The 20,102-nt window shown below is 72.0% G+C and carries 19 protein-coding genes, 1 other RNA gene and 1 pseudogene; 10 read left to right on the forward strand and 11 right to left on the reverse strand.

The window, feature by feature from the left end:
• Window positions 1-148 precede the first annotated feature (148 nt).
• The 3 genes and pseudogenes from AC6EXY_RS31500 to AC6EXY_RS31510 all read right to left on the reverse strand — a co-directional run.
• Window positions 149-439: a hypothetical protein gene (locus AC6EXY_RS31500; RefSeq protein WP_133150816.1), complete on the reverse strand. Its 291-nt coding sequence runs from the start codon at window positions 437-439 to the stop codon at window positions 149-151.
• 363 nt (window positions 440-802) lie between these two features.
• Window positions 803-2,062, reverse strand: coding sequence for a PP2C family protein-serine/threonine phosphatase (locus tag AC6EXY_RS31505; protein WP_101833783.1), 1,260 nt, complete (start codon window positions 2,060-2,062; stop codon window positions 803-805).
• 214 nt (window positions 2,063-2,276) lie between these two features.
• A pseudogene (locus AC6EXY_RS31510) lies at window positions 2,277-2,414 on the reverse strand (ABC transporter); the annotation flags it as partial.
• Between the two features lie 308 nt (window positions 2,415-2,722).
• On the opposite strand from AC6EXY_RS31510, the gene AC6EXY_RS31515 reads away from it, so the two are divergent.
• On the forward strand, window positions 2,723-3,490 hold the full coding sequence (locus tag AC6EXY_RS31515; protein ID WP_243407914.1) for a TetR/AcrR family transcriptional regulator: 768 nt from the start codon (window positions 2,723-2,725) through the stop codon (window positions 3,488-3,490).
• Between the two features lie 119 nt (window positions 3,491-3,609).
• On the opposite strand, the gene AC6EXY_RS31520 is transcribed toward AC6EXY_RS31515, so the two are convergent.
• Window positions 3,610-5,091, reverse strand: a complete 1,482-nt coding sequence (locus AC6EXY_RS31520) for a serine/threonine-protein kinase (protein ID WP_499818786.1) — start codon at window positions 5,089-5,091, stop codon at window positions 3,610-3,612.
• A gap of 139 nt (window positions 5,092-5,230) precedes the next feature.
• On the opposite strand from AC6EXY_RS31520, the gene AC6EXY_RS31525 reads away from it, so the two are divergent.
• Entirely contained in the window at window positions 5,231-5,722 is a 492-nt protein-coding gene (locus tag AC6EXY_RS31525) for a pilus assembly protein TadG-related protein (protein WP_101833787.1), read from the forward strand.
• Here AC6EXY_RS31525 and AC6EXY_RS31530 read toward each other — a convergent pair.
• Window positions 5,664-6,794, reverse strand: a complete 1,131-nt coding sequence (locus AC6EXY_RS31530; RefSeq protein WP_101833789.1) for a hypothetical protein — start codon at window positions 6,792-6,794, stop codon at window positions 5,664-5,666. The two genes, AC6EXY_RS31525 and AC6EXY_RS31530, sit on opposite strands and share 59 nt — an antisense overlap.
• Window positions 6,795-7,628: 834 nt before the next feature.
• Here AC6EXY_RS31530 and prfB point away from each other — a divergent pair.
• The 3 genes from prfB (at window position 7,629) to cobA (ending at window position 11,109) form a co-directional block, all read left to right on the forward strand.
• Entirely contained in the window at window positions 7,629-8,729 is a 1,101-nt protein-coding gene (gene prfB / locus AC6EXY_RS31535) for a peptide chain release factor 2 (RefSeq protein ID WP_101833829.1), read from the forward strand.
• A 576-nt stretch (window positions 8,730-9,305) separates the two neighbouring features.
• The gene (locus AC6EXY_RS31540) at window positions 9,306-10,133 is read left to right on the forward strand and encodes a polysaccharide deacetylase family protein (RefSeq protein ID WP_423748142.1); all 828 of its coding nucleotides are present in this window, start codon (window positions 9,306-9,308) and stop codon (window positions 10,131-10,133) included.
• Window positions 10,134-10,341: 208 nt separating this feature from the next.
• Entirely contained in the window at window positions 10,342-11,109 is a 768-nt protein-coding gene (gene cobA / locus AC6EXY_RS31545) for a uroporphyrinogen-III C-methyltransferase (protein ID WP_243407915.1), read from the forward strand.
• Here cobA and AC6EXY_RS31550 read toward each other — a convergent pair.
• The gene (locus AC6EXY_RS31550; protein WP_165818574.1) at window positions 11,106-12,227 is read right to left on the reverse strand and encodes a PQQ-dependent sugar dehydrogenase; all 1,122 of its coding nucleotides are present in this window, start codon (window positions 12,225-12,227) and stop codon (window positions 11,106-11,108) included. The two genes, cobA and AC6EXY_RS31550, sit on opposite strands and share 4 nt — an antisense overlap.
• Window positions 12,228-12,328: 101 nt before the next feature.
• A complete protein-coding gene (locus tag AC6EXY_RS31555; protein WP_101833795.1) occupies window positions 12,329-12,514 on the reverse strand; it encodes a hypothetical protein in 186 nt (61 codons plus the stop codon).
• 306 nt (window positions 12,515-12,820) lie between these two features.
• Between AC6EXY_RS31555 and ftsE the strand changes: the two genes are divergently transcribed.
• The 4 genes from ftsE (at window position 12,821) to AC6EXY_RS31575 (ending at window position 16,625) form a co-directional block, all read left to right on the forward strand.
• Window positions 12,821-13,696, forward strand: coding sequence for a cell division ATP-binding protein FtsE (gene ftsE / locus AC6EXY_RS31560; RefSeq protein WP_499818787.1), 876 nt, complete (start codon window positions 12,821-12,823; stop codon window positions 13,694-13,696).
• Window positions 13,696-14,568 carry a permease-like cell division protein FtsX gene (ftsX, locus tag AC6EXY_RS31565; protein ID WP_101833834.1) on the forward strand — a complete coding sequence of 291 codons (873 nt, stop codon included), beginning with the start codon at window positions 13,696-13,698 and terminating at the stop codon, window positions 14,566-14,568. Before ftsE ends, ftsX begins: the two co-directional genes overlap by 1 nt.
• A gap of 213 nt (window positions 14,569-14,781) precedes the next feature.
• The gene (smpB, locus tag AC6EXY_RS31570) at window positions 14,782-15,261 is read left to right on the forward strand and encodes an SsrA-binding protein SmpB (protein WP_101833797.1); all 480 of its coding nucleotides are present in this window, start codon (window positions 14,782-14,784) and stop codon (window positions 15,259-15,261) included.
• A gap of 17 nt (window positions 15,262-15,278) precedes the next feature.
• Window positions 15,279-16,625 (forward strand): class I SAM-dependent methyltransferase, encoded by a 1,347-nt coding sequence (locus AC6EXY_RS31575; RefSeq protein WP_499818788.1) that lies wholly within the window; start codon window positions 15,279-15,281, stop codon window positions 16,623-16,625.
• A 29-nt stretch (window positions 16,626-16,654) separates the two neighbouring features.
• Here the strand turns inward: AC6EXY_RS31575 and AC6EXY_RS31580 are convergent, their stop codons facing one another.
• The gene (locus tag AC6EXY_RS31580; RefSeq protein WP_243407918.1) at window positions 16,655-17,380 is read right to left on the reverse strand and encodes a YoaK family protein; all 726 of its coding nucleotides are present in this window, start codon (window positions 17,378-17,380) and stop codon (window positions 16,655-16,657) included.
• 83 nt (window positions 17,381-17,463) lie between these two features.
• Window positions 17,464-17,937 carry a VOC family protein gene (locus tag AC6EXY_RS31585; protein ID WP_101833800.1) on the reverse strand — a complete coding sequence of 158 codons (474 nt, stop codon included), beginning with the start codon at window positions 17,935-17,937 and terminating at the stop codon, window positions 17,464-17,466.
• A gap of 184 nt (window positions 17,938-18,121) precedes the next feature.
• Between AC6EXY_RS31585 and ssrA the strand changes: the two genes are divergently transcribed.
• Window positions 18,122-18,488: a transfer-messenger RNA gene (gene ssrA / locus AC6EXY_RS31590) on the forward strand.
• 314 nt (window positions 18,489-18,802) lie between these two features.
• Here the strand turns inward: ssrA and AC6EXY_RS31595 are convergent.
• Together AC6EXY_RS31595 and AC6EXY_RS31600 are read right to left on the reverse strand one after the other, a co-directional pair.
• Window positions 18,803-19,435, reverse strand: a complete 633-nt coding sequence (locus AC6EXY_RS31595; RefSeq protein WP_499818789.1) for a hypothetical protein — start codon at window positions 19,433-19,435, stop codon at window positions 18,803-18,805.
• A 91-nt stretch (window positions 19,436-19,526) separates the two neighbouring features.
• Complete coding sequence (locus AC6EXY_RS31600; RefSeq protein ID WP_499818790.1) at window positions 19,527-19,976, reverse strand: hypothetical protein; 450 nt, start codon at window positions 19,974-19,976, stop codon at window positions 19,527-19,529.
• Window positions 19,977-20,102 lie beyond the last annotated feature (126 nt).

The raw sequence follows: 20,102 nt of genomic DNA on the forward strand, positions 1-20,102 counted from the left end.
CCGATGCCGAGGCGGACCAGCGGCTTCATCCGCGCCCCACCCTCCCGGCGCTTCACTTTCTGTGCTGTCATGGTTACCACTCGTACCCATGCTGGGGTCCGCGTAATCTCACGCAGCGTGAACCCGGGCCCCTTCCGGTCGACGTCGCTCAGCGCGTTCGAAGAAGCGGGATGAGCTCGGAGGTGAACGCCTCCACCTCACCCGCCGGCCACTCCCACGGGTACTGGTTCGTGAACGCCGCGAACCGGCGCACCAGCTCCAGCCGCGCTCGGATCGTGGCCGGCCGAAGGAAACGGCTCTGCTGCTGACGCGACCAGCCTTCCACCATCGCCGCGAATACAGCCGCCGCTGGATCGACATGCGCAACTCTCGCATCGAGTACAAGGTGCGCAGCACCGGACAGATCAACACGTTGCGCCATGGCAGCCGCCTGTTGCATCCGATGCAATCATCGTTGCATCGAAAATCGGCATCGCCGTTTTTCCACAGCGGGACGGCGTGTCGCGATAGGCTCTGACTTGGAGCACTCGGAAAAACCGATATCGCCGCTTTTCGGCATCCGCCAGATGTTGCATCTGCTTCAAATGAAGCCCACTTTAACTGGCGGAGTGCCGTTATCTGAACCCTGCGATATTCTCCATCGCTTACGATCTTGCGGGGCCGCCCCTCGCCGGCGCGGAGTCGGCCGGAACGGACCGGCAGTCCGCGACGGCGCGCATGGCGAGGGGGCGCAGTATGACGCGGGCTTCGAGGCTCGCCTCCCGAGACCGGGCGGGCTGTCGTTGTCAGGACGGTGGCGGTGTCAGTCAGAGCGCGTTGGCGGCGTGAGGATCTCGACGGCGAGTAGCGCGACGTCGTCGTGCAGGGCTCCGCCGCTCCAGGCGTGCACGCTGGCGATCAGGTGGTCGAGTGCCGTGTCGAGGTCTGTCGGTTGCGCCTCGACGGTGCCGGCATCATCGGGTGCTCGTGCGGGTGGGTGCTGCGGCGGCGGTCGGTGGGCTGCCGTGGGTACGCGCGTTGCCGCGGAGGTCGGGGATCGGGTGCTTCCTGTGGCGTCCAGCCGGTCGGCGTGATCGGCACCGGCCGACTGCGTGCCCAGTGAGGCGGCGATGCCAGGCAGCAGTGGGAAGAACGCCCTCGTGACGGGGTCGCGTGCTTCGGCGATCCCGTCGGTGTAGAGCAGGAGCCGGTCGCCTGGTTCCAGACAGGCCGAGCCGACGACGTCGCCGGCGCTGCCCAGCCCCAGTGGCAGTTGTCGACCGGGGGGTTCCAGCAGCCATGCCTGCCCGTCCCGAATCAGGACCGGGTCGGGATGCCCGGCGTTGGTGAACCGCACATGGCCGCCCTCGACGTCCATGACCAGCGCCGTGGCGAAGTCGTCGTCCATGCCGGCGGACGCCACCTCGGCGTCGAGCTCGCGCAGCACGGTGCCCAGGTCTCCCGACTGGCGTGTTACAACTCGGAAGCAGCTGGTCACCAGGCTCGCGAGGCGCACGGCCTCCAGGCCCTTGCCTCGCACGTCCCCGATCAACAGCCGCGCCCCGTGCTCCCGGGCCACCACCGCGTAGAAGTCACCGCCGACGTTCGCCTCGGCTGTCGAGCTCTCGTAGCGCGCCGCCAGCCGCAGGTGCGCGGTCCTAACGGGTATCGGCGTGAGGATCGTGCGCTGGACCGCCTCCGCGACCCGCGTGACGTTCGCGAGCTTGGTCTCGCGCCGAGTGTGATAGCTGCTGAGCAGAACGGCCATCGCCCCGCCCGCGGCCACTCCCCCCAACCGGACGGCCTGAGCGGGCCAGCCGCTGCTGCCCGACCCGTAGAGATGATCACGCACCCCGAGTGCGACGACCGCCACCACGGCCAGCGCCCCGTACATCGTGGTCAGCCGTGGCCCGACGACGGTGGCGGCCAACAGCGGGCTAAGAACGGTCAGTTCGAGGATCACCCACTGGCTGTTCGCGAACTCCAGGCCTGCGAGCCCCACCAGCAGCACCAACGGCCACAACGGCACCATCCGGTGCCAGCCGCGGCCGGTCCGGTGATCGGCGGCGGAACGCTCAGCCATCTGGACCTGGCGGTACGCCCCACAGGGTGTTCCACACCCTCATGGCGATACCCGCCCCCGGCCGCAGGCGAACCGGGGGCGGCCAGTGGGCTACTGATTGGCGCGTTGAGCCGGCGGTGCCACGAGGCTACCAAGCCCAGTGCCCGCCGGACCTGGGGAAACGCGGTCCGGACCCAGATCAAGCAGAGGAGGAGTCCAGTACTTCGGTTGCGGGCTTGCCTGCGCCGTTGGGACCAAGCAGCGCGAACACACCGCCGCGGGGGACCCGTAGATCGATGCCTCGCAGGACGGAGGTCGAACCGTAGGACCTGGCCAGCCCGGCGGCCTCGATCGCCAGCTCGGCGGTCGCCAGCTCGGTGTTCGCCAGCCCGGTGTTCGCCAGCTCAGTGTTCGCCAGCCCAGTGGTCATGGTGGGGGCTCCAGTCGTGGAAACTGCGTATGGCATACGTTCTACTGCGTAGATGGTACGCAGATCTAGGATGGCGTCAACGGTAGGTTTCGGCGGGAGGGCGTCGCCAGACGGCGGAGGTGAGCGTGGCGGGCAGGGAAGCCGGGAGCGCGGACGGCCGCGGTGCAGGGCGGCCGGGCCGCGCCGGCCGCGGGGCCGGCGCCGAGGTGGTGCCCGCGCCGGGTCGTGCGTCCGCCGCCGAGGTGGCGCCGGTGCCCGGGTCAGCGATCCGCTCGAACGAGGCGCCCACGTTCGCACTGCCCCCCGCCGTCGAGATGCTCTGGGGCGTGCGCGAGCGGTCGAGCCGCGGCCCCCGGCGGGGGCTGAGCCTGGAGCGCATCGTCGCGGCCGCCATCGACGTCGCCCAGGCGGAGGGCATCGGCGGCCTGTCGATGGGCCGGGTCGCCGCCGAGCTCGGCGCGGCGACGATGTCGCTCTACCGTTACGTCTCGGCCAAGGACGAGCTGCTGATGCTCATGGTCGACACCGCGATGGGCCCGCCGCCCGGCCCCCGCCTGTCCGACGACGGCTGGCGGGCCGGGCTGTCCCGCTGGGCGCAGGGCGCGCGCGCCAGCTACCAGCGCCATCCGTGGTCGCTGCGCGTCCCGATCACCACGCCGCCGCTCGGCCCGAACATGGTCGCCTGGATGGACGACGGTCTGCGCTGCCTGGCCGGTACACCGCTGTCGGAGCAGGAGAAGCTGTCCTCGGTGCTGCTGCTGAGCGGTTTCGTCCGCAACGAGGCGACGCTGAGCCTCGACCTGCGCACCGCTGCCAGCGACGGCCACATCATGCCCGGCTACGGGGCCATGCTCGGCCGGCTCATCAACCCGGCCACCTTCCCATCACTGCAGCGCGCCATCGACTCCGGGTCTCTGGACGATGACGACGACATGGACTCCGAGTTCGACTTCGGCCTCGCCCGCCTGCTCGACGGCATCGCGGTCCTCGCGGAACGCCCGGACGTGCCCCCCGGCTGACCGGGCAACGACGCGGTCCTCGACCAGGAGGCCCGGGTGGGGTGTGCTTCCCATGTTGCCATCACGCTGCCACGACCCGCCGCGACAACGCGCACGAAGATCACGACGTGCGGCGCGACCTACTCTGCTGTCGTGGGTGGGCGGTGTGTCGTCTCCGCTGGCCAGGCGAAGGCGGCCAGTACCGCGGCGACCTCCTCCGCGGTGGCCCCGCGGAACCAGGACAGCCGGCAGACGGTCACCACGCCCGTGCGCCGGTCGTGCCGGGGCAGCGGCCACGATCGCGCGGGCGGCAGCCACGTGGTCGGCGGGAGCTGGCCGGTGCCGGGCCGGGTCCCCGTGCCGGGCTGGCTGGCGGTGTCGTGCTGGCTGGCGGTGTCGTGCGGGGTGGTGGTGTCGTGCGGGGCGGTGGTGGCGTGCGGGGCGGTGGTGGCGTGCGGGGTCAGGGTGAGCAGGCCGGCGCGCGTCGCGGTGCCGGCGATCGCCGCGCGGTGCACGGCGAGCCTGGTCATGCCGCGGCTCATCGCGATCAGCTCGGTGTCGACGGCGAGCTCGCCGGTGGGCTGCGACGCCCGCCAGAACAGCACCAGCGCGAGGGCGACCGGCAGTGCCGCGGCGACCAGCTGGCCGGGGCTCCACGGGTTGAACCCGCCGGCCACCGCGGCGGGAACGATGCCGGACGCGAGCACCAGCACGATCCCGACCGCGATCGGGATCGGCCGCCCGAGCCGGCGCTCCGCAAAGACGACGCGCTGGTCGTCGACGACGCCGTGGTCGTCCTTGCCGTGGTCGTTCTTCTCGGTTCCCTGGCGCGTCTCGTCGAGGTACGACCAGACGGCGGTCAGTGCCTCGTCGGCGGACGGCCGCGCGGCCGGATCCGGGTCGAGCATCCGGGTGAACAGTGCGCTCAACTCCCCGCAACGCTGCGTCACCGCCGGCACTCGCACACACCGGTCGCCGGCGTTTATCCACCCATGACCGCCGTGTCCGGCGGGGCTGGCCGGTGTCGTGGACGCGGCGGACGACGGGCCCTGGGCGGCCACGACCAGCGCGGCGGCGAGGGCGAACACGTCGTCGCTCGGGAGCGTCCGCACCGTCGTCGCGGGCGCGGTGCCGAAACCGGCGAGGCGGGCCGATCCGTCCGTGCCCAACCGGATCGTCGCGGGCGAGACGGCGCCGTGCGTGACGCCGGCCTCGTGTGCGGCCCGCAGGGCTGCCAGCAGACGGGTCGCGAGCGCGGCGATCTCGGTGAGGGCGAGCGTTCCCTCCGCTGCCAGCACGGCCCACAGGGAACGGGACGGATAATAGTCGGTGACCGTCCAGGAAATGCCGTCCGCATCCCGGACGACATCGAGGACGCGGACTATGTGCGGGCAGTCCGATAACGCGGCAGCGGTCTCGCGCGAACGGCGAAGGTGATTGTCGAGGTCGTTCCCGCCGGGCCCGGAGGAATCACACGACGGTTGTTCTCTGGTGAGCGTGACGTCGACCTGGTGTTCCTCGTCGACGCCGCGCCAGACCGCGTTCGCGGCGACCGCCGGCCCCATCGCCTCGACGAACCTGAATCTCCGCGCGAGGACGGTCCCCGGCGCTGCCTCGGCCATGGTGTCCGTCTCCTGGGGAGGTCCGCGCGCCGCGTGATCGGCCCGTGCCGCATTCTCCTATAATGCGAGGGTCGCGGGTGGCGGTTCGGTGGGCAAGGCCGGGCCGGCCGGGACGCGGACGCCGGACAGGGGGCAGCGCATGCCGGATTCCCACGCCGCATCGCGCCCGTCGGCACGCCCGCCGGCGGGTGCCGGCCGCGCCGAGGCGGCCGACGGCGGGACGATCCTGATTCTCACCCTCGGCTATCTGATGGTGGCCGCCATGCTGGTGGTCGTGGTGACGGACGTGTCCGCCGTCTATCTCGCCCGGCGCTCGGTGGCCTCGGCCGCGGACGGCGCGGCCCTCGCGGCCGCCCAGCGCATCGACGAGAACGCCGTCTACACGTCCCGCGACGCCCTGGCTCGGCTCCCGCTGGGCGACGTCAGCGAGACCGTCGACCAGTACCAGCGGCAGGCCGACCCGAGCGGGCGCACGACGCTGAGTTCCAGCCTGATCGACCCCACGACGGTGCGGGTGGAGGGGTCGCGGGTGGTCAACCTGCCGGTCGTCGGCTACCTCGGGGTGGGCCCGGTTACCGTGCGGGCCGGGGCGCAGGCACAGTCGGTGGTCCGCCAGCCCGCTGCACCATGACGCCGCTCGGCGCGGTCAGGCCGACGCGCGCCACCGCGGACACGGCATCCGCGCCCCCGTCCGTCTCGATGGTCGAATGCAGCCACGGCGCGGTGGCGTCGACCAGATCGTCGAGGCCGTAGCCGGTGCGCTGCTCCGACAGCTGCGACACGTCCCGCACGAGACGGGCCAGCCACTCGGCCGGCCGCGCCGCGGACAGAGCGACGGCCTGCCCGGCGAAGGTGGCGGCCTCGTCCCGGTCGGGGATCTCCCGGGCGAGCGCCGCGCGGGCCCGCGCCATCCGCACCGAGACGACCATCCCGGTCTGGCCGGAGCCGACCACGAGCGTCTCCGCCCGCTCCAGGTGGGGCGTCGCCTCGTCCGCCGCGCCGACCGTGGTCAGCGCCTCGGCGCAGGCGAGCGCCAGGTCCGCCGGGGAGTAGGTCTCCAGGGCGAAGCCGGGGGTGCCGAAGTCCACGTCGTCGAGGCGCTCCATCGTCTGCCAGGCGCGGGCGACGGCGTCCCGCACGCCCGCGGTGTCGCCGGTCGCGGCGCAGGCGCTGGTCACGACCTTCCCGGCGATGAGCGCCCGGGTCGGGCTGAAGCCGGCGATCCGCGCGGCCACCCCGGCGATCTGCAACGACACCGCCGGGCTGTGCGGGCGGACCATCCGGGCGCGCAGTGCCAGGGCTCGCGCGGCGAGCGGCCCGTCGCCGGCGGCGCGGGCGAGGGAGGCGGCCCGGTCCGCCCTGGCGGCGGCGTCGGCGTGCCGGCCACGGTCGTAGGAGACGGCGGCCGCCGCCGTCGTCACCGCCGCGTGCAGGCGCATCCAGTCCAGGGCGACCTGGCCGCGCAGCCGATGGTCCCTCGGCACCGACCTGGTGGCGTGCTCGAGGGGAGCGAGCGTGGCCGCGGTCGCGCGCAGCTCGGTCGTCTCGTAGGCGCCCACCGCGGCGTCCAGCGCGGCGGAGCAGGCGTCGTGCAGATGGGAGGCATCGCCCGGGCTTGTGACATCGGAGCCGAGGGTCATCGTGCCCACCGCCGCGAGGCCGGTGGCGACCAGCACTGATCGTCGATTGGAGACGTCGGACACGAGGGCACCCTTCGTGAACCAGCAGGGGTGATCGCGCCGCGTGTCACCGGCCGGCGGTGCGCGGCGAGCCGGAGTGCCGCCGGGACTAACCACACAACCTGGTCCGCCGCGTAGCGGTCCGTCGGGTAATGGCAGCGAACACCCATGGCGGCCTCCCTCGCGTGTCCCGCACTGGTGGACCGGCACCGACGGTGGGTCGTGTCGCGGCCGGTGGAGACGATGTGCCTGTAAGGACGGTGTGCCTGTCGTTTCCGGCCGGGGACCACGACGACGTGGACCGCGACCACGACCTGGCCACCAGGGGACCGCGCTGTCCGCGGAGTACCAGGCATCCGGCGAATTCATCAGCGAAGCGCCGGGCTCAAAGATATCGTTCGCGGACCGTCAACGCGGCGGATCGTGTGCGCTCGGCGATGTGGGGCAGGTCTCTTTGTGGATTGTCGTGCCGCGCCGTCGGGCGGCTGGCCCACTTGGGTGTGCGGCGCGGTTACCGTCCGAATTGTCCGCGGTGCGGGTGTCGGTTGGACGAAATAGCCGGGATCTGCCACGTCATGTTTCAACGCGGTGTCGTGAAGCCATTGAATGTTTCCGCCGCGTGATTTTTCTCCACCCCCGCCCGTCGCGGACGCGACGGCGGCGAGCGAGGGCGAGCGAGGTCGGCGGCGCCCGGTCGCGCGGCCGTCCGGCGCGGGGGCCGGAGCTGACCCTGTGATCATCGGGGTCCGGCTGGCAGAGCCCGCGGGGGACGGGGCGGGAGGATGACCGGCCCGCTGCGCGGCGTGCTCAAGATCCGTTCTCATGGTGGCCGGCCGGGCGGCCGGTAAGGTGAACAGCATGGCCGCCGACCTGCCCGAGGAGATCAAACAGCTCGATGCCACGCTCAGCGGCATCGAGTCCGTGCTCGATGTGGAGGCGCTGCGCCGTCGGGCGGACGAGCTCGAACAGCAGGCGGCCGACCCTGATCTGTGGTCCGACCAGGATCGCGCGCAGGTGGTCACGCGGCGGCTGTCGTCGACCCGAGGGGACATCGCCCGGGTGGAGGGGCTGCGCCGCCGCCTCGACGACATCGACGCCGCCGCGGCCCTCGGAGATGACGAGTTCCTCGCCGAGGCCGCCGCCGACCTGCCGGCGCTCACCTCCGACATCGCCGCGCTCGAGGTGCGCACGCTGCTGTCGGGCGAGTACGACGAGCGGGACGCGATCGTCCAGCTTTCCGCCGGCGCCGGCGGTGTCGACGCGGCCGACTGGACGGCGATGCTGCTGCGGATGTACCTGCGCTGGGCCGAGCGCCACGGCTACGCCACGGAGGTCTTCGACACCTCCGAGGCCGAGGAGGCCGGCCTGAAGTCGGCGACCTTCCAGGTCAAGGCCCCCTACGCCTATGGAACGCTGCGCAGCGAGCACGGTGTGCACCGGCTCGTGCGCATCTCCCCGTTCGACAACCAGAACCGGCGGCAGACCTCCTTCGCCGGCGTCGAGGTGACGCCCGTGGTCGAGCTGTCCGACCACGTCGACATCGACGACAAGGACCTGCGGATCGACATCTTCCGGTCGTCCGGCCCGGGCGGCCAGGGGGTCAACACGACCGACTCCGCGGTCCGCATCACCCACCTGTCGACCGGCATCGTCGTCACCTGCCAGAACGAGCGCAGCCAGCTGCAGAACAAGGCGGCCGCGATGATCGTCCTGCAGGCGAAGCTGCTGGAGCGGCGGCGTGCGGAGGAGGCGGCGGAGAAGCAGCGCATTACTGGCGGGCCGCAGGACGTCTCCTTCGGCTCCCAGATCCGCAACTACGTGCTGCATCCCTACCAGCTCGTCAAGGACCTGCGGACCGAGACCGAGACGTCGAACACCGGCGGTGTGCTTGACGGCGACCTCGACGAGTTCATCGACGCCGAGATCCGCTGGCGGCGGGCCGCCGAGAGTCAGGCGTGAAAACGGCCGCCCCACCGCTCGGTAATGGCATCCGCGGTGTTTCCCGGCGGCGAGGCGAGACCGGTCCGGGCGTGTTCCCGCAGCGCCCGCCGCTGGATTCGAATGGCTGATCGCTCCTGGCCGCGGGCCTGCCTATCCGGGTTACCCCCATTTATGAGCTGACCGGTGCCCAGGGGTATCCGCCGTCCCCGCCCGGGAAAGCCGGGATGCTCGGTCCGACCTCTCTTGACCCGGGCTGGCTCCGTCGGCCGGGAGGGTGCCCAGTCGCCATCCGCCCGACCTACCCGGCGGATCTGCCGAAGCCATTGGCACGCCCGGTATGCGCGTGTAGAGTCCCGGGTAGTTCGCGGACCGTTCGATGTTTTAGTTTCGATCTCTCCGGCCGGACCGCGCACTACTGCACCCGATGGGCAGCGCGTCCGTGTCACCTGGTCGTCCACGATTGTGCACCGTCGTCGCGGAGGGAGTACAGCCTGTGTCCCCCCAGGTCAATATACACAGGTATGAGGACGGAAATATCCGACCTAATCCCGGTGTGGTGCGGGCCGCCGCGGGTACGGGATCGATGTGACCACGATGGCGACCGCGCTGCCCGGCTCCGCCTCCGGCGTGCTGGACGAGACGCTCACGATGCCCCTGCCCGTCCTCATGTATCACAGCGTGGGGGACTCCGTGAGCGCCGACTTCCGGCGCTGGGAGGTCCCGCCGGGGGTGTTCGCCGAGCAGCTCGGCGCGCTCGCCGCGAGCGGATATCACCTCACCGGGCTCACCGATGCCCTCGCTCACCCGCACCGCCGGCAGGTGGCCATCACCTTCGACGACGGTTTCGAGGACTTCGTCACCACCGCGCTGCCGGCACTGCAGAATGCCGGAGCGCACGCCACGCTTTATGTGCCGACCGCGTATCCCGGTCGCCGCGCCACCTGGCTGGACGGATACAGCGAGCGCAATCTTCCCCTGCTGGACTGGTCCGATCTCGCGGCGCTCGCCGACGAAGGTGTGGAACTCGGCTCCCACGGCCACCGTCACCTGGAACTCGACGTCGTCCCGACGGCGCTCGCCCGCTATGACGTGACCGCCAGCCGCCGGGCCATCGAAGAGAAGACCGGTCGCAGCCCGGACAGTTTCTCCTATCCGTTCGGATACCACTGCGCGTCCGTGCGTACCGTCGTCGCGGCCGCCGGATTTGATTCCGCCTGTGAGCTCGGATATCGGCTGCACCAGCCGCTTCGCTCCCGTTTCGCCATCAGCCGGCTGGTGGTGGATCGTACCGCCGGCGCCGTCGACATCCTGCGTCTGGTCGCGAACGGCCATCGCGACGCCCTCGCCAACGCGCGCCGCGGTCTGCGTTCCGGCTGGCGGGCATATCGCGCGGCGCGCTGGCGGCTCGGCCACGGAACCTGAGCCGTTCCCGCGCCAACGGCGGGGGCGGGTGTACCCGGCGCATCCCCTCGCGACCGCACCGGCTCCGTGACCGCGGTGGCGCGTGACCGCGGCGTCCCGTGAGCGAGGTCACCGTAGCGCGGTGATCTGACGCGGATGGCCTGCTCAGGCCGCACACTGGGGGAAGCCCCGCGGGCCGGGGAGGCGGCAGGTGGGGGAGGCGACCGGCGTGGACAGACCCTCCGGCGGTTGGGTGGCGCTCGTCGGCGGCGGGCCGGGACGGGCTGATCTCATCACCGTCCGCGGGCTGCGGCTGCTGCAGGTCGCCGATGTCGTGGTCGTCGACCGGCTCGCCCCTCGCGACCTGCTCGCCGAGGTCAGGCCCGGCACCGAGATCATCGACGCCGGCAAGGCCCCGCACGGCCACAACCTCACCCAGGACCAGATCAACGCGGTCCTCGTCGACCGCGGCCGGCGCGGCCTCGGCGTCGTGCGGCTCAAGGGCGGCGACCCCTTCGTCTTCGGCCGCGGCGGCGAGGAGGCGCTGGCCTGCGCCGCCGCCGGCCTGCCCTGCGAGATCGTGCCCGGGGTGACGAGCGCCGTCGCGGTGCCGGCGCTGGCCGGCATCCCCGTCACCCATCGGGGCATCACCCAGGACGTCACCATCGTCAGCGGCCATGTCGATCCGTCCCACCCGGGATCGACCGTCGACTGGGACGCCGTGGCCACCGGTCCCGGCACCGTTGTCGTCCTGATGGGTGTCGCCGCGCTCGCCGAGATCAGCCGCGAGCTGGTCAAGCGGGGGCGCCATCCCGACACCCCCGCCGCGGTGATCCACGCCGGCGGCACCCCGGACGAGGTCGTCCTTACCGGCCCGCTGGTGGACATCGCCCGGCAGGCGGACGAAGCCGGCATCGGCTCACCCGCGGTCATCGTCGTCGGCGATGTGGTCACCCTGCGGGAACGCCTGGCGGGGCCGCGTCCCGCCGCGGGCTAGCGAAGGGCCACGATCCGGTCGTCGCCGGGTTTCGGCTCGCCGCGGCCGTCGGTGTTGTTCGTGAGGATCCACACCGAGCCGTTCGGCGCGCTGACGGCCGCGCGCAGCCGGCCCAGCGAGCCGTCACCGGCGAGGACCGCGTGGGGCCGACCGCGTACCGTCCCGGCGGCCAGATCGAGCTCCCACAGCCGCTGGCCGCGCAGCGCCGCGACGTACAGCGTCGTCCCGCGGATCGCGATGCCGGTCGGTGACGCGTCCGCGGGCGCCCAGGTGACCAGGGGCTGGCGGTACCGGTTGTCGTCGGCGAAACCCTCGACGACCGGCCAGCCGTAGTTCCCGCCCGGGACGATCAGGTTGATCTCGTCGAACCGGTCCTGGCCGAACTCGGACGCCCACAGCCGGCCGTCGGCGTCCCAGGCCAGACCCTGCACGTTGCGGTGCCCCAGGCTGTAGATCAGCGACCCGGGGAACGGGTTGCCCGCAGGGACCCCACCGTCGGGGCGCATCCGCAGGATCTTGCCGTTCAGGCTGGCGCGGTCCTGGGCGCGGGTGCGCACGCCGGCGTCACCGACCCCGGCGTAGAGCAGGCCGTCCGGCCCGAACCGGATCCGCCCGCCGTTGTGGATCACGTTCTGGGTGAGGCCGGTGAGGATCGGCGTCGGCGGTTCGGCGTGGATGCCGGACAGCCGGAATCGGACGATCCGGTTGTCGGACGCCGTCGTGTAGTAGGCGTAGACGTACCGGTCGGCGGCGAAGGTCGGGGAGACGGCCAGCCCCAGCAACCCCGACTCGCCGTGGTGCACCACGCCGGGCAGGGTGGTGAGGACGCTGGCCCGCGCACCGCCGGCCGGCAGCCGCAGGATCCGGCCGCTGTCCCGCTCGCTGATCAGCGCCTCGCCGGACGGCAGGAACGCCACATCCCAGGGGGCGGCGAGCCCGCCGACCACGGTGCGCGTCGGGCCGGCCGACGGCTCGGCCCCGCCGCCACCGGCACCACCTGGCGCCGCCAGCGGGCTGGCGGCCGCGCCAGGACCGGAGGCCCGCCCGCCACCTGACGAACCACCACAGGCGACCAGGCCCACGCCGGCCAGCAGCAACACGACCAGCGAGGTCAACACCCGGGCCGGCGTCCTGCGCGCGGCGCCGGCGCCACGGCCGTCAGGCGGCACCCGCACCCCGATCCGGGGCGATGCCGCCGCCGTCGGGTGACCCGGATCCCTCAGGTGGCATGGCGCACGGCCAGCGCCGTGAGCACCATGACCACCGCGAGGATGGCGAGAAGCAGCTGTGGGGAGAGCGTCACCGAGTTGCGCCGCAGATACTCGCGGGACGCGCGGCAGGTGGGGCACCGGCCCTCGATCACCAGCCCAGAGCAGCGCGCGCAGACCAGATCCTGCCTGCCCATGCCGCCTCCTTCCGCCGCGGTGTCCGACCACGATTGCGAGGGATCGTCGCACGTTCCTCCCAGGGAGGGCGTCGAACGTCCGGTCGCCGGGGTGTGACACAGACGATCGACTCGCTCCACGGTACGCCCGTGCGCGGGCCTTCGCCGCAACCCTGGACGTCCCCTACCCGACGGCAGATGCTCCACGCCCGTCACGGGCGGCGGATCGCGCAGGTGGGCGCGCCCGCGCGGGGGAAGCTCCGGCCGCGTCCTACCATCTCCGTCACGGAAAGTATTCTGACTGTTGCGTGGCGTGGGAGGGGTGTGATGATCGTCCTGGACGCGGTCAGCAAGTGGTACCCGACCGGGGACCGGCCCGCCCTGGCCGACGTCAGCGCCGAGATCGGCACCGGCGAGTTCGTCTTCCTGGTCGGCCCGTCCGGCTCGGGGAAGTCGACGCTGCTGCGGCTGCTCCTGCGCGAGGAGCGGGCCTCCGCCGGCCAGGTGCTGGTCGCCGGGCGCGACGTCGCACGGATCCCGGACCGGCGGGTCCCGCGGCTGCGCCGGGCCGTGGGCTGCGTGTTCCAGGACTTCCGGCTGCTGCCGAACCGGACCGTGGCGGCCAACGTAGCGTTCGCCCTCGACGTCGTCGGCCGTCCCCGCCACGTCGTGCGCAGCGTCGTGCCCGAGGCGCTGGAGCTCGTCGGCCTGCGCGAGGCGGCCCAGCGATACCCCGACGAACTGTCCGGTGGGGAGCAGCAGCGCGTCGCCATCGCCCGGGCGTTCGTCGGCCGCCCCCGCGTGCTGCTCGCTGACGAACCCACTGGCAACCTCGACCCCGCCACCAGCCTGGAGATCATGAAGCTGCTCGACACGATCCACCGTGCCGGCACGACCGTCCTCATGGCCACCCACAACGCCTCGCTCGTCGACGCGATGCGCCGCCGGGTGCTCGAACTCGGCGACGGCGTCCTCATCCGCGACGAGGCGGACGGCCGCTACGACCAGACCGTCCCCCAGCCGATCGCCGTGCCCGCTCAGAGCGCGGGTGACGGTGGCGTCGACAGTGGCGTCGACAGCGGCATCGGCATTGGCGGCATTGGCGGCATCGGCATTGGCATCGGCGGCATCGGCGGCATCGGCGGCGTTGGCGGCGGCGTGAGCAGTCCGTGGGCGCCGCCGGTGCGCGGGGCGGTCGGCTGATGCGCCCGGCTCCGCTGGCGTCCCTGCTGTGGACGGGGCTGCGCCGCAACCTGGCGATGACCGCCGCCGTGATCGTCACCGTCACCATCTGCCTGGCGATGCTCGGCGCCGGCCTGCTGCTGCGGGCCCAGGTGCACACCGTCGACGACTACCTGCTCGGCCAGCTGGAGGTCGTCGTCGACCTCACCGACGAGATCACCCCCGCGCAGCGGACCGCCCTCGAGACCGAGATGCACCGGGACCCGGCGATCGTCGGGGTGCGGTACGAGAGCGGGCGGCAGGTCTACGACCGGTTCCGCCGGGACTTCCACGACTCGCCGGACGTGGTCGCCGGGGTCAGGCCCGGTGACCTGCCCGCCGCGCTGCGCCTCACCCTCGCCGACCCGCGGGCGTCCGGCGACATCGTCGTCACCTACACCGGCCAGGACGGGGTGGAGGCGGTCCGTGACCAGCGCGCCCTGCTCGACCCGCTGTACCGGTTCCTCGACGCGTTCACGATCGGCGCGTTCGCGCTGGCGGCCGTGCAGGCGCTCGCGTCCTTCGCGCTGATCTACACGATGATCAGGATCTCCGCGCACGGCCGGCGCCGGGAGACGGCGGTGATGAAGCTGGTCGGAGCGTCGAACGGCACGATCCGGGCGCCGTTCATGCTGGAGAGCGCGATCGCGGGCCTGGTCGGCGGCCTGCTCGCGGGTGGGCTGCTGGTCGCGGCGAAGGTGTTCCTGGTGGATGGCCAGTTCGCCCGGCAGTCGACGTTCCCGCTGTTCGGCTGGTCGGCGGTCTGGGAGTCCGGCGCCGTGGTGGTCGCCGTCGGCATCCTGGCCGCCGCCGCGATGGCCTCCCTCGCGCTGCACCGCCACCTGCGCGTCTGAGTCGCGTCCGAGGCGCGACCCCGGCTCGAGGATCGATGGCCTGCGGTGGGTGCACAGATCCGCCTGGTCGCATGATCGCTAGAATGGGAACTGGTGTGCCAGGCCGTTCGCGCCGCAGGACGTATCGTCGCAACAGCAGTGGTTGTCCGGTGACCGCCGGGTGCGCGGTAGCGGCTGGGCGGGGGCCGGTGGAACGGGAAGAAGGGTCGGACGGTGCCGAGGGAGACGGGGCGCAGGGCGATCGCGCAGAACAAGCGCGCCCGGCATGACTACGACATCCTCGACACGTACGAGGCGGGGCTGGTGCTGCGCGGAACCGAGGTCAAGGCGCTGCGGGCCGGGCGCGCGTCGCTCGTCGACGGCTTCGCCCAGATCAGCGACGGCGAGATCTGGCTGCACAACGTCCACATCCCCGAGTACACCGAGGGCACCTGGACGAACCACGCCCCGCGTCGCAAGCGCAAGATGCTGCTGCACCGCGCCGAGATCGAGAAGCTCGTCGGCAAGACGCAGGAGGGCGGCCTCACCCTCGTCCCGCTGAGCCTGTACTGGAAGGACGGCCGGGCCAAGATCGAGATTGCGCTGGCGCGCGGCCGCAAGGCCTACGACAAGCGGCACGCGCTCGCCGAGCGGGACGCCTCCCGCGAGATCAGCCGCGAGATGGGCCGCCGTGTCAAGGGCCGCTACCGCTGACCAGCCCCGAGAAGCCGGTGGCCGGCGGCGCCGTCGACGATCCCGCGGCGCGCGATCGTCTCGCGCAGCTGGTGGCGCTGCGCACGGCCTCGGGTGCCGCGCTCCTCGCCGAGGCCGCCGCGGCCTACGGCACGTCCGGCGGGTCGTCGTCGACGGCGCGGGAGCTGGCGGTGGGGGCCCGACTGCGGGCCGAGGGCGTGCCCGCGGAGCTCGTCGCGGCGGCCTTCACCCAGGCGGAGCTGCGCCGGCGCGCGGCGGCGAAGTTCGTGCTCGCCGACCGGATGTTCTTCACCCGCGCCGGCCTGGAACAGGCGTCCTCCCAAGCCGCCGCCGAGCATCGCGCGTCCCGCTTCGCCGGCCGGGCCCGGGTCGCCGACCTGTGCTCCGGGATCGGCGGCGACGCCTCGGCGCTGGGTCCGGGCCGCGAGATCCTGCTCGTCGACCGGGACCCGGTGCACCTGCGGATGGCCGAACTCAACGCCGGCGTCCACGGCGCGCGGACGGTGCGGGCGTGCCTGTCCGACGTGCGGGACGTCGATCTTGACGGCGTGGACGGCGTGTTCGTCGACCCGGCACGCCGCAGCGGCGACCGTCGTCTCGGGTCCGGTGCCTGCGAGCCGCCGCTGCCCTGGTGCTTCGCGCTGACCGACCGCGTCGGGGCGGTGGCGGTCAAGGCGGCGCCGGGGATCGACCTCGGGCAGGTGCCGGCCGGCTGGGAGGTCGAGTTCGTGGCGGATGGCCGCGACCTCAAGGAAGCCGTCCTGTTCTCCCCGGAGCTGGCCACATCGCCGCGGCGGGCGACGGTCCTGCGCGCGCCGTCTCGCGGGGCGACGCCGACGGCCGTGCCGAGCACCGAGGCGGGGCGCCTCGGTGACGAGGGCGTCGAGCCGAGGGGCCGCGCTGGTGCGGTGAGCCTGGTGGGTTCGCCGGACTCCACCGCCACCGAGTCGCCGGTCCGGGTCGGCGAGCCCGGGCGGTACCTGTACGACCCGAACCCGGCCGTGACCCGGGCCGGCCTGGTGGGGGAGCTGGCCCGTCAGCTCGACGCCTGGCAGCTCGACCCGATGATCGCCTTCCTGACCTCGGACGAGGCCATGGCCACCCCGTTCGCCCGGTTGCTGCGCGTCGAGGCGCAGCAGCCGTTCGACGTGCGCCGCCTCGCCGCCGACCTGCGCGCCCGCGGCATCAGCGCGCTGGACATCCGCCGCCGCGGCCTCGCCGGCGACGTCGACGCGCTGCGCCGCCGCCTGCTGCCCCGCCGCCGCGACCTCGTCCCCGGCGGCCCTGCCGTCACGGTGGTGATGACCCGCCTTCGGGAGGAACCCTGGGCTCTGATCTGTGTCCCCGAGTCCCCTCCTGGGTGAGCGTCCCGCCGGCCACGGATGGATGGCGATCACCGTCCGTCCAGGCGCCGCTCCTGCTGGGGTGGCGCCTGCGTGCCGCCGGCACACAGGCCGGTGACGGCGCCGATCAGGCAGCCGGCGGCGAGGGCGGTCGCGGCCGCCAGGGGTACCAGCCGGTTGACGTGCAGCAGGCAGGTCGCGCCGACCAGCGCGCCGCTGAACATCGCGACCGGGGCGGCGAACCGCCGCGGGTCGCCGTAGCCCGGTCCGCCGGCCAGGCGGGAGTCCACGACGAGGCCGGTGAGGGTCGTGGTCAGCACGTTCGTCGGCACCTCGGGGACGGCCACCCGGCGCCCCGTCGCGTGTTGCAGGCCCATCGCGACCGCCAGCGGCGCGACGACCGCGTACGGCCGGTCGTCACCGCCGCCGGTGACGGCGGCCGCGGCGAGGGCGCCCGCGATCAGCGTGACCTGCGCGGCCAGCGCCACCACCAGCCAGCGTCGCCCGGCGAGCGCGGCGGCGGTGCCGATGCGCCCGGCCAGCCCGGTGCCGGCGAGGAAGCACACCAGCGCCAACGCGGACAGGTCCGCTGACAGCCCCGGCGCGCCGCCCAGCGCGAACGCCAGGAACACGACATTGCCCGTCATGTTCGCGACGAACACATGGCCGAGGGACAGGAAGCTCGTCGCGTCGACCAACCCGGTCAGCACCGCCATGGCCAGCAGCAGCGCCACCCGCCACCCGCCGCCCCACGCGGCCGGGCCCGAACCTGTCACGGGCGCAGTCTCGCCGACATCGCGGCTGCACCGCCGGATGGCGCGTGGCCCTCGTCTTCCGGGCCGTCGGTGACCGGGTGGAGCTACAGGCGCAGCGGGCGGATCGGGGCGGCGATCAGGGCCGGGTCGGACTTCCAGTCGACGCCGGGGACGTCGATGTAGAGCTCGATCTCGTTGCCGTCCGGGTCGAGGATGTAGAGGCTGTGCGTCACCGTGTGGTCGGAGGCGCCGACGAGCGTCACGCCCGCCGCCTGGAGACGGGCCAGCGCCTCGCGCAGGTCGTCGTCGGTGTCGCCAACCTTCAGCCCGAAGTGGTACATCCCGAGCCGGCGCCCGGCGGGCACCGCCGTCGCGTTCTCGCCGACCTCGATGAGCAGCAGCTCGTGGTGGGTCCGCCCGGAGGAGAAGGCGGCCGCGGGCAGGCGCAGCGGGTTGCCGGCGGCATCGGTCGCCTCGGGGAACACCTGGCGCCAGCCCAGGACGTCCCGGTAGAAGGCGACCGAGCGCCCGATGTCGCGGACGTACAGGACGAGATGTCCCAGTTCCTTGATCTCCACTGCTGCTCCCCAGGTGCGACGCCGGATGTCTGTTGCATCTTTAACTATCGCGGACCGCCGGACATGCCCAGATGTGGGTGACTCCTCGCGGGGGCTCCCCTGCCACCGGGCATGGCCGCGGCGCTCACCCTGCGTCGCCGCCGGCGTGCGGTAGACTTGCCGTGTTGGAGGCACCATCGCACCTGGGGGTGATCGGTTTCGACTTCGGACGTCGAGACAGGGGAAGCGGGCCGAGGATGAACGGTTATCTCGTTAACGATCCGTTCAAAAAAACAGCTGCCAACAAGACGCAGCCTGTTGCCCCTTACGCCCTCGCGGCTTAAGGACTAGCAACCGTCAGCCTGGGAGTTCCTCCGGCCCGGGACCTGGCGTCGCTAGGAGGATCACCATCTGACCCGGTCGCGGGGCCAGGTGGAACATCAAACAGCGACTGAGCCCACGGCGGCTTGCCTGTGTGTCTGCCGGGGCTGAGAAACAAGTAGCAGGCTCCGCCCGGAGAAGCCCTGGTTCGGTGCCGGAGGACGCGGGTTCGATTCCCGCCACCTCCACCACGATGCGTAATGATGCCCTGACCTGGGCAAATAGGTAAGAACTATGAGATCTGATGGTTGATCGAATAGGAGATGTCCAGGTCGGGGCATTGATCTTTTTGGTTCGATTCCCCGAACGTACCGGCGGACCTTGGTTACGGGGCGTAGCTGCGGGGATTGGTCGGCCGATGGCATAGACCGTCGGCCTGTACTCCCGAAGCGCTCTTGGCAGGTAGGGATGTGCGTCGCCGGTGGCGGCACGGACGGTCAGGAGCAGGATCTCCAGAAGTGGTTCTGCCCGTATGGTCCACTGGCGGCGGTCGTGGCCGCGAGGATCAGGCTGTCCTCTGGTCCGGCTCCCGCGTCGGCGCCTGAACGAGGAGCGATGTGCCGCACCGCTGCGCAAGCTCATTGACAACCTGGACGACGAATCGGTCCGGGGTGTGCCGCTCGTCCCCGGCATTGAGGTAGTCACCCCCGCCGTAGCAGTCGAACAACACGACCACGGACCCCGCAGGCAGGTGGTCGCCGACCTGCCGCAGTGCCGTGGTCTTACCCGCGCCAGCGGGGCCGTGCGCAACAACCAGCTTGCCTCGATGCGCCTGCACAGCATCCGCGATGACCCGTGCGCCAGGCGCCGGTAGCGGAGGGCGCGACAGGTCGGCCAACCGTGGCGGTGCCGGATAGAGGTCGAACACCTCGGCGACACCCAGCTGAGCAAGCACGTCTTCGGCCCTGAGACCACCCCGCCCTCGGCCGGGCAGAGCCTCACCGTAGACAAGATCGAACAAGCGTTGAGTCGAGTCGAGACCGCGTCCCGGCGTCAGCTCGGCCGCACCGGCCCGCACCGCACGTGCGAACGCTTCACGGCCGAGCGCACCTTCCATAGACAGGTCCAGCCTGGCGAGGAAGTCGCAGAACTCCGTTGAGCGCAGCCGTGATCCCACGGCCCTCGCCAGGGTGTCCACAATATCCCGGTGCTCAGTGCGGAGTGCCCGAAGCAGGCCATCCCGCCGCAGGTCTCGGCGGTCCCGAGAGCGGGCCCAGGCCGCAGCCGCCTCAAACAGCATCCACGAGCAGCTGGTCGGCGGGCTGATTGCTTACGAGCGCCAGTCTCACCTTGGCGACCTCATCCGAACCGTGATCATCAAGGACGCGTCGGTACGCCGTAGCAGGGTCAGCGATCACCGTCCGCGACGTCGCCAGCTGGTCGTCTCTCGGACGCTTCCTGGGCTTGCAGAGCCGGGCTGCGGTCCACGGCGTGTTCGGGTGTTTCGTGCTGTACTTCAGCCGCGAAAGGATCACCGTGTCGGCGGTCGTGATCCGATACCCGCCGATGTACTCGCTGACGTCTACCGTCTCGTAGGACTCGTCCGGATCGTCGACGGTGGCCAGACCCTCCAACGCGACGAGACGCAATCTCGCGCCAGGCTCGATGAGCTTGAGCGCGCGGCTCGCGGCCCACCAGATGTGAAAGTCGTCCCCGGCGTTGGACTCCGACGCCCCCACCTAATGGGAGCTACCGGGTCGGCATAAGGCAGGCTCGGTGCCGGTAGCCGCCGGCTGGTGAGCACTCTCCTCGCCTGGGCCGAGTTCGAGTCCTTGCGTCAGATCGTGCCCCTGCCGGTGGTCGGG

The sequence above is a fragment of the Frankia sp. RB5 genome, from assembly GCF_059816245.1.

Excerpts from the sequence above, each read along its gene's own strand:
- ftsX (WP_101833834.1), top strand. The coding sequence starts at position 13,696 with ATGCGCCCGGCTCCGCTGGCGTCCCTGCTGTGGACGGGGCTGCGCCGC.
- AC6EXY_RS31520 (WP_499818786.1), bottom strand. The coding sequence starts at position 5,091 with ATGGCCGAGGCAGCGCCGGGGACCGTCCTCGCGCGGAGATTCAGGTTC.
- AC6EXY_RS31525 (WP_101833787.1), top strand. The coding sequence starts at position 5,231 with ATGCCGGATTCCCACGCCGCATCGCGCCCGTCGGCACGCCCGCCGGCG.
- AC6EXY_RS31500 (WP_133150816.1), bottom strand. The coding sequence starts at position 439 with ATGCAACAGGCGGCTGCCATGGCGCAACGTGTTGATCTGTCCGGTGCT.
- AC6EXY_RS31505 (WP_101833783.1), bottom strand. The coding sequence starts at position 2,062 with ATGGCTGAGCGTTCCGCCGCCGATCACCGGACCGGCCGCGGCTGGCAC.
- ftsE (WP_499818787.1), top strand. The coding sequence starts at position 12,821 with ATGATCGTCCTGGACGCGGTCAGCAAGTGGTACCCGACCGGGGACCGG.
- prfB (WP_101833829.1), top strand. The coding sequence starts at position 7,629 with ATGGCCGCCGACCTGCCCGAGGAGATCAAACAGCTCGATGCCACGCTC.
- AC6EXY_RS31555 (WP_101833795.1), bottom strand. The coding sequence starts at position 12,514 with ATGGGCAGGCAGGATCTGGTCTGCGCGCGCTGCTCTGGGCTGGTGATC.
- AC6EXY_RS31540 (WP_423748142.1), top strand. The coding sequence starts at position 9,306 with ATGGCGACCGCGCTGCCCGGCTCCGCCTCCGGCGTGCTGGACGAGACG.